Genomic DNA, 15,319 nt, shown 5'->3' with positions numbered 1-15,319 from the left:
GCCCCGACCGCCCCTACTCCCCCAGCACCGCATTCAGCCGGTCGCGCAGCGCGACGATCTCGTCCTTCATCGCCATCAGTTCGCCGACGGTGCAGTCCGAGGCCGCGAGGATCGACTGCGGCACAGCCTTGGCCTTTTCGCGCAGCGCGTGGCCCTGCGGCGTCAGCGCGATCAGCACCACCCGCTCGTCCGCGGTGCTGCGGGTCCGTTTGATCAACTCCGCCGCCTCCAGCCGCTTCAAGAGCGGCGTCAACGTGCCGGAATCCAGGAACAGGCGCTCGCCGAGGTCCTTCACCGCGACGTCGTCGCGCTCCCACAGCGCCAGCATCACGAGATACTGCGGATAGGTCAGCCCGAGCCGGTCGAGCAGCGGCTTGTAGACGCGGTTGAAGGCGTGCGCGGTCGAATAGACCGCAAAGCAGATCTGATTGTCGAGCCGCAGCGCCTGATCCGCGGCCGTCGGTTTCCTGGCCATGATTCCCATCGAATCCATCTCGTTTCCGGGTCATTCTGGGCTCACGGGACCGCGGATTCAATTGCGAACAATTAAATGTGAGACCGCATATTTTATATTGTGCGCAATCTATTTGCGTGCAATACATGCGTCATCGAATTCAAGCCCAATCCACCAAGGGAGACCACGATGTCTGTGAACGTGCTCTACAAGACCAGCGCCAAGGCAACCGGCGGCCGCGACGGCCATGCGGCGACGCTCGACGGCGCACTCGACGTCAAGCTCACGACCCCGAAGGAGCTCGGTGGCGGCGGCGGTGCCGGCAACAATCCGGAGCAGCTGTTCGCGGCCGGCTATGCCGCCTGCTTCATCGGCGCGATGAAGTTCGTGGCCTCGCAGGGCGGCCCCAAGGTTCCCGCCGACGCCTCGGTGACCTCGACGGTCGGCATCGGCCCGCGCTCGGAAGGCGGCTTCGGCCTCGCCGTCGAGCTCGCGGTGTCGCTGCCCGGCCTTGCGCGCAACGATGCCGAAGCGCTGGTCGAGAAGGCCCACCAGGTGTGCCCCTATTCCAACGCGACCCGCGGCAATGTCGACGTCAAGCTGAGCGTCGTCTAATTCCACATCACGCAATGGTCCGCCGCAACACGTGGCGGACCATTGCTCTTTCAGCGGCTGGTTCGCTTGGCGAACGCATGCGCCGCCTGCTGCATGGGCCTGCGCCGACGGAAGCATTGCTGGGTCGGCTGAAGACCGTTAGCTCTGGGACCCTCGTTTATCTGATCCCAACTGAGCGAAGGTTGTTTCCATGAATACCCCAGCGGCTACGGGCGCGATGACCGGCCTGCGCGTGATCGATCTGACGCGCGTGCTCGGCGGTCCGTATTGCACCCAGATTCTTGCCGACCACGGCGCCGACGTGATCAAGGTCGAGCCGCCCGCCGGCGACGAGGTGCGAGACTGGGGTCCTCCCTTCCACGAAGAAGACGCGGCCTATTTCGTCGGCATCAACCGCAACAAGCGCTCGATCGGCCTCGACCTCGCTTCCGAGGGCGGACGCGCGGTGCTGATGAAGATGCTCGAGACCGCCGACGTGCTGATCGAGAATTTCAAGCCGGGCACGCTCGACAAATGGGGCATCGGCAACGACGTGCTGCGCGCGAAATTTCCGCGCCTCGTGCATTGCCGGATCTCCGGCTTCGGCGCCGACGGCCCGCGCGGCGGCAATCCCGGCTATGACGCGATCATCCAGGCGATGACCGGCATGATCGCGGCGACCGGCTCGCCGGAGAGCGGCCCGATGCGGATCGGCGTGCCGCTGGTCGACATCACCACCGGGCTCTACGCCACGATCGGCATCCTGATGGCGCTGTCGGAGCGGCAGCGCTCGGGGCTCGGCCAGTTCATCGAGACGACGCTGTACGAGACCGGGCTCGCGATCATGCACCCGCACACCGCGAACTACTTCATGCACGGCAAGCCGCCGTCGCTCACCGGCAACGAGCATCCCAACCTCGTGCCGTACGCGATCTTCCCGACCAAGACCGACAACATCTTCATCGGCGTCGGCAATGACGGAACCTTCCGCAAGCTCGCCAAGGAGATCGGCAAGCCCGAGCTCGGCACCGACCCGCGCTTTGCCCGCAACAAGGACCGCATCGCCAACCGCGATGCGCTCCGCGTCGAGCTGGCCGCGGTGTTCAGCCAGCACGAGGCCGAGCCGCTGTGCAACCGGCTGCTCGCCGCCGGCCTGCCGGCCGGCCCGGTGCAGAAGATCGACCAGGCGCTGACCAACCCGCACACCATTCATCGCGGCGACGTCATCGAGAAGGATTGGTACAAGGGCGTCGCCTCGCCGATCCGCCTCGAACGCACCAAGCCGAACCTGCGCCGCACGCCGCCGAAGTTCAGCCAGCACGCCGCGGAAGTGCTCGGCGAGTTCGGCTACTCGAAGGACGAGATCAACGGCCTGGTTGAAAAGGGCGTGGTCTGCGGTCCCCAGCGCAAGCGCTAAAGGCGTTTTCGAGCCTGTCCCGCACGTGATGCGGGATGGGCACCGGTTCGCGTCAGGACAAAGCTGGAGCGTCGGCCCGTCTCGAATCGGCCGACGCATCAGCACTGCGGTGCAACGTCGCGGCCGGCGTTGCACCGCACGGATGCGGCTGCGGTCTTCGCCTTTTTTACCGCTTCCCTTCGCTTCGGCTTCCCCCCTACCATGACTTTCGTTTATACGGTCATTTGAACGTCATCCGGCGCTGATAACGCGCGCAACGAAAGACGACGTTCCAATTGGGAGGGGTTTTGATGTTCTTTCGACGACTAGGCGCTGCCGCGGCAGCCGCTGCCGCGCTTGCATTCGCGTCGCCCGCGTTCGCGGTGACCGAGATCCAGTGGTGGCACGCGATGACCGGCGCCAACAACGACGTCATCGTCAAGCTGGCCAACGACTTCAACGCCTCGCAATCCGACTACAAGGTGATCCCGACCTACAAGGGCGGCTATGCCGACACCATGAACGCCGGCATCGCCGCGTTCCGCGCCGGCAACGCGCCGCATATCATGCAGGTGTTCGAGGTCGGCACCGCAACGATGATGGCCGCCACCGGCGCCGTCAAACCGGTCTACAAGCTGATGGCCGACGCCGGCGAGAAGTTCGATCCGGGCGTCTATCTGCCCGCGATCACCGGCTACTACTCGACCTCCAAGGGCGAGATGCTGTCGTTCCCCTTCAACTCGTCGTCGACGGTGATGTGGATCAATCTCGATGCGCTGAAGAAGGCCAACATCGCGGAGATTCCGAAGACCTGGCCGCAAGTGTTCGACGACGCCAAGAAGCTGAAGGCAGCCGGCTATAACACCTGCGGCTTCTCCGGCTCGTGGGTCACCTGGGTCAATCTCGAACAGCTCTCGGCCTGGCACAATGTGCCGCTCGCCAGCAAGGCCAACGGCCTCGACGGCTTCGACACCGTGCTCGAATTCAACGGCCCGCTGCAGGTCAAGCATCTCGAGAACCTCGTCGAGCTGCAGAAGGACAAGACCTACGACTATGCCGGCCGCACCAACACCGGCGAAGGCCGCTTCACCTCGGGCGAATGCCCGATCTACCTGACCTCGTCGGCGTTCTTCGGCAACGTCAAGGCGCAGGCCAAGTTCAACTTCACCGCGGCGCCGATGCCGTATTATCCCGACGCCAAGGGCGCGCCGCAGAACTCGATCATCGGCGGCGCCTCGCTCTGGGTGATGGGCGGCAAGTCGGCCGAGGAATACAAGGGCGTGGCCAAGTTCCTGACCTTCCTCTCGGACACCGACCGCCAAATCTGGATCCACAAGGCCTCGGGCTATCTGCCGATCACCAAGGCCGCCTATGCCAAGGCCAAGGAAGAAGGCTTCTACAAGGACCAGCCCTATCTCGAGACCCCGCTGCTCGAGCTCACCAACAAGGAGCCGACCGCGAATTCCCGCGGTCTGCGCCTCGGCAACATGGTGCAGCTGCGCGACATGTGGTCGGAGGAGATCGAGCAGGCGCTGGCCGGCAAGAAGACCGCCAAGCAGGCGCTGGACGCCGCCGTCGAGCGCGGCAACCAGATGCTGCGGCAGTTTGAAAAGACCGCCGTCCGCTGACATGATGTCTTCGGGCATGAACCGGACAAGCGCGAAGCGGTTTTCCACCATGCCCAGACGACAAGCTAAGGCGCGATGACGATCCAACCTCATCTCATCGCGCTTTAGGGCGATCAACCGGCGGGCCGCATCCGCGGCCTGCCCTTCTTCCGAGCCCATGCAAAAGCAAGCGATTTTCCAATCAAAGCTGTTGCCTTACGCGCTGGTTGCCCCGCAACTCGCGATCGTCCTGATCTTTTTCTACTGGCCGGCCGTACAGGCGGTGATCCAGTCCTTCCTGCTGCAGGACGCCTTCGGTCTCTCCACCAGCTTCGTCTGGTTCGAGAACTATCTCGAGCTGTTCAAGGAGCCGGCCTATTTCGAGGCGATCGTCCGAACCTTCGTGTTCTCGTTCGCGATCGCGGTCTCATCGCTGTCCTTCGCGCTGCTGCTCGCGGTGATGGCTGACAGGCCGCTGCGCGGCTCGACGCTGTATCGCACGCTGCTGATCTGGCCCTATGCGGTGGCCCCGCCGGTGGTCGGCGTACTCTGGGTGTTCATGCTGCACCCCTCGCTCGGCGTGCTGTCGCGCTATCTGCGCGCCATGGGCATCGACTGGAATCCGCTGCTCGACGGCGACCAGGCGGCGGCCCTGATCATCCTCGCCGCGGCCTGGAAGCAGATCTCCTACAATTTCCTGTTCTTCCTCGCCGGGCTGCAGAGCATCCCGAAAAGCGTGATCGAGGCCGCCGCGATCGACGGCGCCCGGCCGATGCGGCGGTTCTGGACCGTGATCTTCCCGCTGCTGTCGCCGACCATCTTCTTCCTCTTGGTCATCAACATCGTCTACGCCTTCTTCGACACCTTCGGCATCATCGACACCATGACCCGGGGCGGTCCCGGCAAGGCGACCGAGACGCTGGTCTACAAGGTCTATACGGACGGCCTGCTCGGCGGCAATCTCGGCTCGTCGGCGGCGCAGTCGGTCATCCTGATGGTCATCGTCGTCATGCTGACGGCGATCCAGTTCCGCTTCGTCGAGCGCAAGGTGACCTACTGATGGTCGAGGAGGAAGGCTTCCAGCGCTATCTGGCTCACGCCATCCTGTGGATCGGGATCGCGATCGTCGCCTTCCCGGTCTATCTCGCGCTGGTCGCCTCGACCCAGGACAACGCCGTCATCGCCAACGGCCAGATGTCGCTGCTGCCCGGCGGCCATTTCCTCCAGACCTACTACCAGACGCTGTTTGTCGGCACGAGCGGCTCGACCCGCGAGCCGGTGCTGAACATGATGCTGAACTCGCTGGTCATGGCGCTCTTGATTGCGGTCGGCAAAATCGCGATCTCGATCATCTCGGCCTACGCGATCGTGTATTTCCGGTTTCCGTTCCGGATGGCGATCTTCTGGATCATCTTCATCACGTTGATGCTGCCGGTCGAGGTACGCATCTATCCGACCTACAAGATCGTCGCTGATCTGCATCTGCTCGACAGTTATGCCGGCCTGTCGCTGCCGCTGATTGCGTCAGCCACCGCGACGCTGCTGTTCCGCCAGTTCTTCATGACCGTGCCGGATGAATTGCTGGAGGCTTCCCGCATCGACGGCGCAGGCCCGTTCCGCTTCTTCTGGGATACGCTGCTGCCGCTGTCGCGCACCAACATGGCCGCGCTGTTCGTGATCCTCTTCATCCTCGGCTGGAATCAATATCTCTGGCCGCTGTTGATCACGACGCGCGACGACATGCAGACCATCCAGGTCGGCATCCGCAAGATGATCACGACGACGGACGCGCTGACCGAATGGCCGATCGTGATGGCGACCGCGCTGCTCGCGATGCTGCCGCCGGTGTTCGTCGTCGTCGTGATGCAGAAACTGTTCGTGCGCGGATTGGTGGAGACGGAAAAGTAATGGCTAACGTCACGCTGCGCAGCGTCCGCAAGACCTATCCCGGCGGCTTCGAGGCCATCAAGGGCGTCGATGTCGACGTCGGCGACGGCCAGTTCTGCGTGCTGGTCGGCCCTTCCGGCTGCGGCAAGTCCACGCTGCTCCGCATGGTCGCGGGGCTCGAGACCATCACCGGCGGCGAGATCGACATCGGCGGCCGCGTCGTCAACCAGGTCGAGCCTGCCGATCGCGACATCGCGATGGTATTCCAGAACTACGCGCTCTATCCGCATATGAGCGTCTACAACAACATGGCCTACGGCCTGCGCAACCGGGGCATGGCCGAGGCCGAGATCAAGACCCGCGTCGAGGAAGCCGCGCGCGTCCTCGAGCTCTCGCCGATGCTGGAGCGCAAGCCGCGCCAGCTTTCCGGCGGCCAGCGCCAGCGCGTCGCGATGGGCCGCGCCATCGTGCGCCAACCGAAAGTGTTCCTGTTCGACGAGCCGCTGTCGAACCTCGACGCCAAGCTGCGCATCGCGATGCGGGTCGAGATCCGCAAGCTGCAGCGCCGGCTCAACACCACGTCGATCTACGTCACCCACGACCAGCTCGAGGCGATGACGCTCGCCGACATCCTCGTCGTCATGAACGGCGGGCAGGTCGAGCAGATCGGTAATCCCCTGGACATCTACCAGAAGCCGGCGACCACCTTCGTCGCCTCCTTCATCGGCGCGCCGCCGATGAACCTGATGCCGCTGCGCGCGGACGAGCTGAAGTCCCAGATCACGGGCGCCGACGGCGCCGGCATTGTCGGGATCCGGCCGGAGGATTTCGTGATCTCGAGCGAGACCGGATCCGGCTGCGTCGCGCTTGGCCTCACGGTCGAGGCGATCGAGCATGTCGGCGCCGAGACCTTCGTCTATGGCAGCCGCCAGCGCGAGGAGCAGGGCGTTGCCGCCAATCCGGGCGAGCTGCCGCCGGGCGAGGTGATTGTCCGGGTTCCCGGCGTCTCGGGTCCTGCCATCGGCGAGCGGATCCGGGCCGTCGCTCCCCGCGACAAGCTGCATCTTTTTACCGCCGACGGCCGGAAGCGCGTCGGGGAGTAACCGATCGGGAAGAATTTACCCCCATGTTGCGGGCGTTTAGGCTGGTTTCGGGGCTGCTTGAACGCTATCCAGATCGCCCCCATATCCCTCACTGACCGGAGGCCAGACGGCCCGCCGGTTGCATGGGGTGCCGCAAGGGCCCCTCAAAGTCGCTTCGAGAGGACTTTGTAATGTCTCGTGTTCCATCGTTGTCCAGTCCGTTCCTTCTGGGATTCGACGAGATTGAGCGTGCGCTCGACCGCGTCGTGAAGGGCGCCGACGGCTATCCTCCGTATAACATCGAGCGGTGCGACCGTACCAACGGGCAGCCTGAACGGCTGCGCATCACGTTGGCGGTGGCCGGCTTCACCCGCGACCAACTCGATGTAACTATTGAGGAAAATCAGCTCGTCATCCGCGGCCGCCAGCAGGACGACAAGGCTCGGCAATACATCCATCGCGGCATCGCCGCGCGCCACTTCCAGCGCACCTTCGTGCTGGCGGAGGGGATGCAGGTGCTGGGCGCGGATCTGAAGAACGGGTTGTTGTCGATTGATCTGGCCAGGCCGGAACCTGAACGGGTCATTAAGACAATCGCTATCAATGAGCACGAATAATAGAAACAACGAGCGGACTCGACCGCTTATCTGACTGAGGAGTCGAGACCATGAGTGAACTGAGTACCACCACCATCGAATCCGAGAGCGTCACGCCGGAAGCGCTGGCCCATCTGGGCGAAGGTCATATCGCCTACGTGAAGCAGGTCCGCTCCGAGGACGTACCGGATCTCTTTCCGCAAGCGCCGAAGATCGCGCCGGGCCTCAAGCTGTTCGCACTGCACGCCGCCGACGGCACGCCGATCATGCTGACCGACAGCCGCGAAGCCGCGGTCGCGAATGCGTGGAGCAACGAGCTGCAAGCCGTCAGCGTCCACTGACGCAAATCTACGGCTGAATTCAGCATCCGCGAATTCAATGCGCGGGCCTGCTTCGTCACCGAGGGGGCCTGCGCATTTTTTATGGCGATGAGGTCGACGTGGCGAGCATCGGGCCCATGCTGAGCTGCACCTCGCCGGGCACGTTGTAGTCGCGCATCAGCATGCGGTTGTTGCGCAGCCCGCACGCCTCCCGCTGCACCACGAACATCCAGAGCGCATGGCCGGCCTCCCGCACCAGGAGGCGCCGTGCCTGCTGTGTGGACGCAGGCGCTTCATCGCGCGGATGGGCGGCATCGAACTCGCGCAATTTGGCGAGCGCCTGTTCCAGCGCGCGACCCATGCGGCCGAGCGCACTCGCCCTCTCTTCGGCGAGCTCGTAAGCGAGAACGTCGACGGGAACGCGATCAAGGCGAAAATCGCGGGACATCCGTCATCCCTGGTTCGCACGCGCAATGTTGCGCGCGTCCGTCTTCCGGCGTCATCGGCTGGTTGTCAATACATGTTCAGGACAAGGCACTTTCGCGCGAAGCGGATCAGAACCGCGGCTCGAGCCGCTTGCGGATGTCCGGCTTCAGCACCTTGCCGACCTTGGAACGCGGAAGATCGTCCCAGACCTCGATCTGCTTCGGCGTCTTGATGCTGCCGATCTGCTGCTTGACGAAGGCGGCCAGCGCGGACGCATCGACGGTGTGACCGGCGCGCGGCTGCACCACGGCGACGATCCGCTCGCCCCATTTGTCGTCGGGCAATCCGATGACGGCGCAATCCTGCACCGCCTCGTGGGTGCGCAACGCGTTCTCGACCTCGATCGAATACACGTTGAAGCCGCCGGTGATGATCATGTCCTTGGCGCGATCGACGATATAGAGATAGCCGTCGCCGTCGATGTAGCCGATATCGCCGGTGTGGTGCCAGCCATGCGCCGAAGCCTCGCGCGTGGCCTCGGGGTTCCTGTAGTAGCCTTCCATGACAAGCGAACCGCGCACCACGATCTCGCCGCGCGATCCCGCCGGCAACAGCTTGCCGTCGCCATCCATGATGCCGGCCTGCACCAGCGGGCCGATCCGCCCGGCCGACGAGAGTCGCTCCATCGCGATGGTGCCGTCCGGATTGTAGTGATCGGCGGGCGGCATCATCGAGATCATCATCGGCGCCTCGGTCTGGCCGAACAGCTGCGCCATCGGACCGATCCGCCGCAGGGCTTCGGCGAGCCGCGTCGCCGAGATCGGTGCCGCGCCGTACCAGAAACATTGCAGCGAGCTGCGATCGGCCGCATCGAGCCCGGGATGATCGAGCAGCATGTAGATCACGGTCGGCGGCAGGAAGGTGTGGGTGACGCGGTAGCGCTCGATCAGCGCCAGGAACTCGCCGATGTCAGGGTGGTGCATGATCACGACGCGGCCGCCCAGCGTCATGATCGGGAAACAGAGCACGCCGGCGGCATGCGTCAGCGGCGCCAGCGCGAGATAAATCGGACGGCCCTTGAACGGATAGCCCATCAGGGTCAGCGCGGTCATGGCCTCGATGTTGCGTCCCGACAGCATCACGCCCTTCGGCTTGCCGGTGGTGCCGCCGGTGCCCGGGATCATCGCGAGATCGTCGATCGTGGCGCGCTGATGGACATCGTCGGCGAGCCCGTCGAGCCAGCGGTCGAACGACGGCGCGAACGGCAGCTCGGCGTCGAGACAGACCAGCGCGCGCAGCTTGGGCAGGTCCTGCCGGACAACTTCGACCATCGGCGCAAAGCTCGAATGAAACAGCAGCAGGCCGCAATCGAACTGATCGAGGATGAACTTGTTCTCAGGCGCCTCGTTGCGCGGATTGATCGGACACCACACGGCAGCCGCGCGCGAGATGCCGAACACGCAGGCGAAGGCGAGCGGATCGTTGCCGGACAGGATCGCGACCTTCTCGCCGGGAGCGATGCCCGACCGGTCGAGCCCGCGCGCGATGCGATAGCTCAGCCGCTGCACCTCGCCATAGCTGAGATCGCGGCCGTCCATCGTGAGACACGGCGCGTCGGCGCCGAGCGAGGCACCCTTGTCGAGATAATCGATGAAGCGCATGGCAGGTCTCGCGCAAGAGGCGGGTGACGCGCTACTGCGTCACCCGCGGAAGGTGCGTTTTCGAGCAAAACGAAAACGCTTCAGGGAACGGAGTGTCGAGCCCCGATCCGAGCGGGGCTCAAGCTCAATCATGCACGGTCAGAACCGGCTTGCCGACCAGGCCGAAACTGCGCAACTGCCCGAGCAGCTCGCGATGGCCGAACGCCTGACAGCCGGAGGCGAAGCCTAGGCGCTTGGGCGGCTGCTGCAGCAGGTGCGCGGCAGCATAGGCCTGCAGCATGCCGGTCTGCTTGTAGTTGCTGTTGCCGTAGATGACGCAGTGCGCGCGCCCCAGCGGGCCGGAGGCATACACCGAATCCAGCGACTTGTTGACGCGCGGATTCTCGCGTGGCGGCATGGTGTTCATCACGCCGGCAGCGGTCTGCGCCAGCGCGGCGTAGCGCTCGTCGGGCTTCATGTCCTTGGTCGCCTCCAGCGCCGCGGCGACGATCTGCGGCACGCCCAGCATCAGCGCGCGATTGAACACGCCGCCCAGCACCTTCACATTGGCGACGCGCGGATCTTGCTTGAACCACACCGGGTGCGAGGTGCCGCCCCAGGGCAGCGCCAGCGCCAGCTCGTGCTGGCCGGGGATGGCGAGGTTGTAGAGGCCGGCATCGGGCTGATGCTCGACGTACTTGTTCTGCTCCAGGTAGTACGCCTTGGCCATCGCGGCGTTGACCAGGATGGTCTGCGTCGAGGCGATGGTCGGGCTGCCGCCCCAGAACACGGCGATATCGAGCGTGTCGAGGCCGGGCGTTTCCAGGCACAGCTGCGCAGCGATCTCGCCGGTGGTGTACATCTGCGCGATGCCCGGCGCCAGCAGCAGGCCGGCATTGGCGAATTTCGTGCCAAACTCATGTTCGAGCGTGATCAGCCAGTCCTGCTCGCCGGTCGTATCCGTATAGTGGCACTTGGCAGCCAGGCAGGCCTGTACCACCTCGCCGCCGAACTTGGCGAAGGGGCCCACAGTGTTGAGCACCACCGAGGCGCCCTTGAACAATTCAGTCAGCGCGGCCACGGTGTGCGGCACCGACACGACCTCATAGTCGGCAGTCTCGATGCCGGCCACGTTCGACTTCATCGCGGCGTTGAGCTTCTCGGCGCTGCGGCCGGCGGCGATGAAGGGGATGTTGTACTCGCGCAGATATTCGCAGACCAGCCGGCCGGTATAGCCGGAAGCGCCATAGACGATGACGGGCTTCTTCTCGCTCATTGCGATCCTCCGAAATGCTTGTTGTCGGCTTTGTTGCTACATGCCCATGCCGCCATCGACCGGCAGGCCGATGCCGGTGATGAAGCGCGCATCGTTCGAGCACAGGAACACGGCGGCGTCGGCGATGTCGGAGACCTCCGCGAGCTTGCCGAGCGGCGTCTGCTCCACCACCGAGCCGACAGCGGCGTTGACGTCGGGCGCGAGACCGATCTTCACGATGTCGTTGGCGAGCTGCAGGCCCATGTCGGTCGGGATCAGGCCGGGATAGATGCAGTTGACGCGCACGCCATAGCCGAGCTTGCCGGCTTCCATCGCGCCGACCCGCGTCATGCGGTCGACCGCGGATTTGGTGCCGGAATAGACCGCGATGCTCGGGAAGGCGATCGTCGCCGCGACCGAAGCGATGTTGACGACCGCGCCGCCCTTGCCCGCGGCGCCGCCCGGCCGCATCGCACGGAAGGCGTGCTTCATGCCGAGCACGGTGCCGACGATGTTGACATCGCACATGCGGCGCGCATCCTCGGCCTTGATGTCGGCGACCAGCGAGGTGATCTCGATGCCGGCATTGTTGATCAGGATGTCGAAGCCGCCGAGGGTTTCGACCGTCGCTGCGGCGGCCCGCTCCCATTGCCCATCGTCGGTGACGTCGAGCTTGACGAAGCCGGTCTTGACCCCGGCCTTGGCGATCTCGGCAGCACTGCCCTCGCCGGCGTCGTCGAGAATATCGCCGATCATCACCGCGGCGCCGGACCGCGCCAATGCCTGCGCGATCGCCGCGCCAATCCCCCGGGCGCCGCCGGTGACCAGGGCTTTCCTGCCTTCAAGGCTCTTCCCACTCATGACGTAGTCCTCCCTTTGCTTGGTGATTTGATCGGCGTGCCGTTGGCCGCGGCAGGATGGGCCGGCGGTCTGCGCATTCTGGGTGCACTGGTGGTGGCGGCCGGCGTCAGCGGGGGCGCAGCGTTGGCGCGCCCGGCGGTGCATCTCCTCCTGTTTCTCGATTGGTCAGCCGTCTTGACGGTTGTCCAAATTATTGCGCCAACCCTCGTCCAGGAACTTGACACTTGTCAAGTCTGAATTTGACAACTGTCAAAGAGGATGATTGTGAAGAGATGGAGCGCGCCGCGGTCGCCGCGGTATAGTTGCTCGAGGGAAGAAGCAGAGGGAAGGCACGGAATGGCGCGGCAAGCGACAGGAGCGGCCCAACGGGTGGCTGTAGCGGCCGAGGCGCTGCGCGACGAGAAGTTCAACGCGCGGCGCGTCGAGCTCGCGGAGGCCGCGCTGGAGACGCTTGGCGAGCTCGGCTTCGCGCGCACCAGCCTGCGCGAGATCGCGCAAAACTCCGCATTCACGCACGGCGTGTTTCACTACTACTTCAGCGACAAGCTCGATTTGATCTGCTGCTGCGTCCGCCACTACAAGGCGAAATGCGTGACGCGCTATGACGAGGTGGTGACGACAGCACGCAGCCGCGACGAATTGACCGAAGGCTTCCTCGCCAAGCTCGCGGCAACGCTCGAGAACGAAGCGCGCATGCATCGGCTCTGGTACGATCTGCGCTCGCAGGCGATGTTCGAGCCGGCGTTCCGCAAGGACGTGCTCGAGATCGACAAGAGCCTGGAAGCGATGATCTGGCGCATCGCCACGCGCTACGCCGAGCTCGGCAACAAGCGGCCGGCATCGTCACCGGCGGCGCTGTACGCGCTGTTCGACGGCCTGTTCCAGAGCGCGCTGCTCCGGCATCTCGCCAATGACGAGAAGGCAATCCCCGATCTGCTCGACGAGGTTCGCCGTCTGCTGCCGACGATCTGCTGAGAGGTTTGCGAACGCTCCGTAGCCCGGATGGAGCGCAGCGTAATCCGGGACTGAACTATCCGCAGTTAGAGTAGCTCCGGATTGCGCTTCGCTCCATCCGGGCTACGGACTACTCCAATGAAGCCTTGAGCGCCAACAGCGCGGCCTTCAGCGGTGGTAGATCATCCTTGACCGCTTTCCAGATGATCGTGGCGTCAACGCGCTGGTAATCATGCCGCAAGATGTTGCCTATGCCTGCGATGTCTTTCCAGCGGACATTCTCGTGCTGAGCCTTTAACTCGCTGCCGAGGTGGCGGCTCGCTTCCGAAATGACTTCGATTCCGCGTTCAATTGCGGAGCGCAGCAGCCACGAGCGCTCGTAGTCGCGGATGGATTTTCCTGCCAACGTCTTTTCGATGCCACGGATGCTTTCGAGCATGTCGTGGATACGAAGCAAGGGGGAGCGCACGATCATTCAGAAAACCCGCGTTGCCTCCGCCTCGATCCGCTCTCGAATCAGTGGATGAAGTCCTTTGCGTGTGGTGAGATCGACTTCGACGCCGAGACTCTCTTCGAGCAGTCGCTTGGTCGCGACCAGGTCGAGAGCATTGAACCGGCTGCGAGGATCGTAGTCCACGAAAAGATCAATATCACTCCCTGCACGAGCCTCGTCGCGCGCAGTCGAACCAAATAGATACAGCGAAGTCGCCCCGAGTGCCTTGATGGCATCGGCCTGGTCACGGAGCTTCCTGAGGGCTTCGGTTCGCGTCATGAACGAACTATACCACGGGCCGCCAAGCGCCCGCAAAATCGTACGGCAGGCGGCCTTACGCCGCGCTCGCCGGCGGCAGTGCGAGCACCGAGTAGATCGCCTGGGCGTCGCGTGAGGCACGCAGCTTCTTGGCGACGTCCTGGTCGCGCAGCAGGCGGGCGATCCGCGCCAGCGCCTTGAGATGGTCGGCGCCGGCGCCTTCCGGTGCGAGCAGCAGGAAGATCAGGTCGACCGGCTGGCCGTCCATCGCCTCGAAATCGATCGGGCGCTCGAGGCGGGCGAAGAAGCCGAACAGCTTCTCCAGCTTGGGCAGCTTGCCGTGCGGAATGGCGACGCCATAGCCGACCGCCGTGGTGCCGAGCTTCTCGCGCTGCAGCAGCACCTCGAAGATGGCGCGCTCATTCTGCCCGGTCAGAGCGGAGGCACGCGCGGCGAGTTCCTGCAGCGCCTGCTTCTTGCTGATGACTTTCAAAGCCGGGAGAATCGCCTCGGGTGCGACCAAATCGGTAATCGGCATTGGGACGTTCCGAGGTGAATGACCGTCAGGTTGCGAAATAGGCTTTACAGCGGCGGCGTCAAGAAGATGAGGTGGGATGCGGGCTTAGCCCGGGTCCGGTTGGCAGGGCTTCTACTCCAACGTATCGGCGGTGCCAACACCTGCGAACCCTGTTCCGCCCCCCTTGTTCCTGGAGGCGGCGGACCATAAGCAGGGCCGGCTTCGGACGTCAATGCCATCTGCCAACTATCCTCAAGGGCTCACCGCCGGCGGATCGACCCAGCCGACATTGCCGTCCGTACGGCGGTAAATGATGTTCAACCGGCCGCTGCCGCCATGCTGGAACACCAGGCAGGAGGCGCCGGTCAGATCGAGCTCCATCACGGCTTCGCTGACCGACAGCCGCTTCAGCGCGGTGGTTGCCTCGGCAATGATCACCGGGCTGTATTCGGTGACCTCGTCCTCGTTCTCGGGCGCCTCGATGACGTAGCTCGGCGCGTCGAGCCCGACGCCGTTCAATTCGGCAAGCGCGGCAGTCGCGGCATAGGTCTTGCGGGCGGAGCGATCCTTGAGCCGGCTCTTGTAGCGGCGCAGGCGCTTCTCGATCATCAAGAGCGCGGCGTCCGCACTGGCATAGGCGTCGGTGGCGTTGGATTCGGCTTCCAGCGTGATGCCGGAATCCAGATGCAGCGCGCAATCGGTTCGGAAGCCGAAGCCATCCTTGCTCAGCGTGATGTGACCCGAATAGTTGCCATCAAAATACTTTCGCAGGACCTCGTCGGTGCGCTCGCTGACGCGCGCGCGAAGCGCCTCGCCGATGCTGATGCTCTTTCCCGAGATTCGAAGGGTCATTTGATGCCTCAATTGCTGGATGCCTCGATCACTCTTGCAGGAGCATGATGCTTGCTGGGCTTCCGGTTACCTCCCTTTCTGGACGACGCTCGACCTGGAAAGATTGAGACTATCCCGATTTGGCGCG

At 64.1% G+C, this 15,319-nt stretch carries 18 protein-coding genes; 9 read left to right on the top strand and 9 right to left on the bottom strand.

All coding sequences use genetic code 11. The features are described 5' to 3' along the window. Positions 1 to 13 precede the first annotated feature (13 nt). On the bottom strand, positions 14 to 475 hold the full coding sequence (locus tag ACVIHF_RS35560; RefSeq protein ID WP_057020441.1) for a MarR family winged helix-turn-helix transcriptional regulator: 462 nt from the start codon (positions 473 to 475) through the stop codon (positions 14 to 16). Positions 476 to 643: 168 nt separating this feature from the next. On the opposite strand from ACVIHF_RS35560, the gene ACVIHF_RS35555 reads away from it, so the two are divergent. From ACVIHF_RS35555 to ACVIHF_RS35520, 8 genes are all read left to right on the top strand, one after another. Continuing rightward, complete coding sequence (locus ACVIHF_RS35555) at positions 644 to 1,069, top strand: organic hydroperoxide resistance protein (protein ID WP_026192038.1); 426 nt, start codon at positions 644 to 646, stop codon at positions 1,067 to 1,069. A 190-nt stretch (positions 1,070 to 1,259) separates the two neighbouring features. Beyond that, positions 1,260 to 2,465, top strand: a complete 1,206-nt coding sequence (locus tag ACVIHF_RS35550) for a CaiB/BaiF CoA transferase family protein (RefSeq protein ID WP_076833791.1) — start codon at positions 1,260 to 1,262, stop codon at positions 2,463 to 2,465. Between the two features lie 290 nt (positions 2,466 to 2,755). Continuing rightward, positions 2,756 to 4,072 (top strand): sn-glycerol-3-phosphate ABC transporter substrate-binding protein UgpB, encoded by a 1,317-nt coding sequence (gene ugpB, locus ACVIHF_RS35545; RefSeq protein WP_253605799.1) that lies wholly within the window; start codon positions 2,756 to 2,758, stop codon positions 4,070 to 4,072. A gap of 157 nt (positions 4,073 to 4,229) precedes the next feature. Next, positions 4,230 to 5,111, top strand: a complete 882-nt coding sequence (gene ugpA, locus ACVIHF_RS35540; protein ID WP_310880908.1) for a sn-glycerol-3-phosphate ABC transporter permease UgpA — start codon at positions 4,230 to 4,232, stop codon at positions 5,109 to 5,111. Continuing rightward, on the top strand, positions 5,111 to 5,959 hold the full coding sequence (gene ugpE, locus ACVIHF_RS35535; protein ID WP_283066140.1) for a sn-glycerol-3-phosphate ABC transporter permease UgpE: 849 nt from the start codon (positions 5,111 to 5,113) through the stop codon (positions 5,957 to 5,959). Before ugpA ends, ugpE begins: the two co-directional genes overlap by 1 nt. Continuing rightward, complete coding sequence (locus tag ACVIHF_RS35530; protein WP_310880909.1) at positions 5,959 to 7,041, top strand: sn-glycerol-3-phosphate import ATP-binding protein UgpC; 1,083 nt, start codon at positions 5,959 to 5,961, stop codon at positions 7,039 to 7,041. The genes ugpE and ACVIHF_RS35530 overlap by 1 nt, the downstream gene beginning before the upstream one ends. Positions 7,042 to 7,211: 170 nt before the next feature. After that, positions 7,212 to 7,637 (top strand): Hsp20 family protein, encoded by a 426-nt coding sequence (locus ACVIHF_RS35525; protein WP_021082592.1) that lies wholly within the window; start codon positions 7,212 to 7,214, stop codon positions 7,635 to 7,637. A 50-nt stretch (positions 7,638 to 7,687) separates the two neighbouring features. Beyond that, on the top strand, positions 7,688 to 7,957 hold the full coding sequence (locus ACVIHF_RS35520; RefSeq protein ID WP_016843536.1) for a BQ00720 family protein: 270 nt from the start codon (positions 7,688 to 7,690) through the stop codon (positions 7,955 to 7,957). A gap of 79 nt (positions 7,958 to 8,036) precedes the next feature. Here the strand turns inward: ACVIHF_RS35520 and ACVIHF_RS35515 are convergent, their stop codons facing one another. The 4 genes from ACVIHF_RS35515 to ACVIHF_RS35500 all read right to left on the bottom strand — a co-directional run bounded on the left by ACVIHF_RS35515 (position 8,037) and on the right by ACVIHF_RS35500 (position 12,118). Continuing rightward, positions 8,037 to 8,384: a DUF6665 family protein gene (locus ACVIHF_RS35515; protein WP_253605794.1), complete on the bottom strand. Its 348-nt coding sequence runs from the start codon at positions 8,382 to 8,384 to the stop codon at positions 8,037 to 8,039. 106 nt (positions 8,385 to 8,490) lie between these two features. Beyond that, on the bottom strand, positions 8,491 to 10,023 hold the full coding sequence (locus ACVIHF_RS35510) for an AMP-binding protein (RefSeq protein ID WP_456793346.1): 1,533 nt from the start codon (positions 10,021 to 10,023) through the stop codon (positions 8,491 to 8,493). A 124-nt stretch (positions 10,024 to 10,147) separates the two neighbouring features. Next, positions 10,148 to 11,278 carry a DUF5938 domain-containing protein gene (locus ACVIHF_RS35505; RefSeq protein ID WP_253605790.1) on the bottom strand — a complete coding sequence of 377 codons (1,131 nt, stop codon included), beginning with the start codon at positions 11,276 to 11,278 and terminating at the stop codon, positions 10,148 to 10,150. Positions 11,279 to 11,314: 36 nt separating this feature from the next. Then, a complete protein-coding gene (locus tag ACVIHF_RS35500) occupies positions 11,315 to 12,118 on the bottom strand; it encodes an SDR family NAD(P)-dependent oxidoreductase (protein WP_092081097.1) in 804 nt (267 codons plus the stop codon). A 369-nt stretch (positions 12,119 to 12,487) separates the two neighbouring features. Here ACVIHF_RS35500 and ACVIHF_RS35495 point away from each other — a divergent pair, with 369 nt between their 5' ends. Then, a complete protein-coding gene (locus ACVIHF_RS35495; protein WP_026192040.1) occupies positions 12,488 to 13,093 on the top strand; it encodes a TetR/AcrR family transcriptional regulator in 606 nt (201 codons plus the stop codon). 109 nt (positions 13,094 to 13,202) lie between these two features. Here ACVIHF_RS35495 and ACVIHF_RS35490 read toward each other — a convergent pair whose 3' ends face one another. The 4 genes from ACVIHF_RS35490 to hpf form a co-directional block, all read right to left on the bottom strand. After that, on the bottom strand, positions 13,203 to 13,547 hold the full coding sequence (locus ACVIHF_RS35490) for a HepT-like ribonuclease domain-containing protein (RefSeq protein ID WP_456793345.1): 345 nt from the start codon (positions 13,545 to 13,547) through the stop codon (positions 13,203 to 13,205). Then, positions 13,548 to 13,844, bottom strand: coding sequence for a nucleotidyltransferase family protein (locus tag ACVIHF_RS35485; RefSeq protein ID WP_057020394.1), 297 nt, complete (start codon positions 13,842 to 13,844; stop codon positions 13,548 to 13,550). 55 nt (positions 13,845 to 13,899) lie between these two features. Continuing rightward, positions 13,900 to 14,361, bottom strand: coding sequence for a PTS IIA-like nitrogen regulatory protein PtsN (gene ptsN / locus ACVIHF_RS35480; protein WP_016843543.1), 462 nt, complete (start codon positions 14,359 to 14,361; stop codon positions 13,900 to 13,902). A gap of 231 nt (positions 14,362 to 14,592) precedes the next feature. Continuing rightward, positions 14,593 to 15,192, bottom strand: coding sequence for a ribosome hibernation-promoting factor, HPF/YfiA family (gene hpf / locus ACVIHF_RS35475; protein WP_028337939.1), 600 nt, complete (start codon positions 15,190 to 15,192; stop codon positions 14,593 to 14,595). Positions 15,193 to 15,319: the final 127 nt, after the last annotated feature.

It is taken from the genome of Bradyrhizobium sp. USDA 4506 (assembly GCF_054058795.1).
Note: the sequence above shows the minus strand (reverse complement) of the source record. Positions and strands in the feature narration are given on the sequence as shown.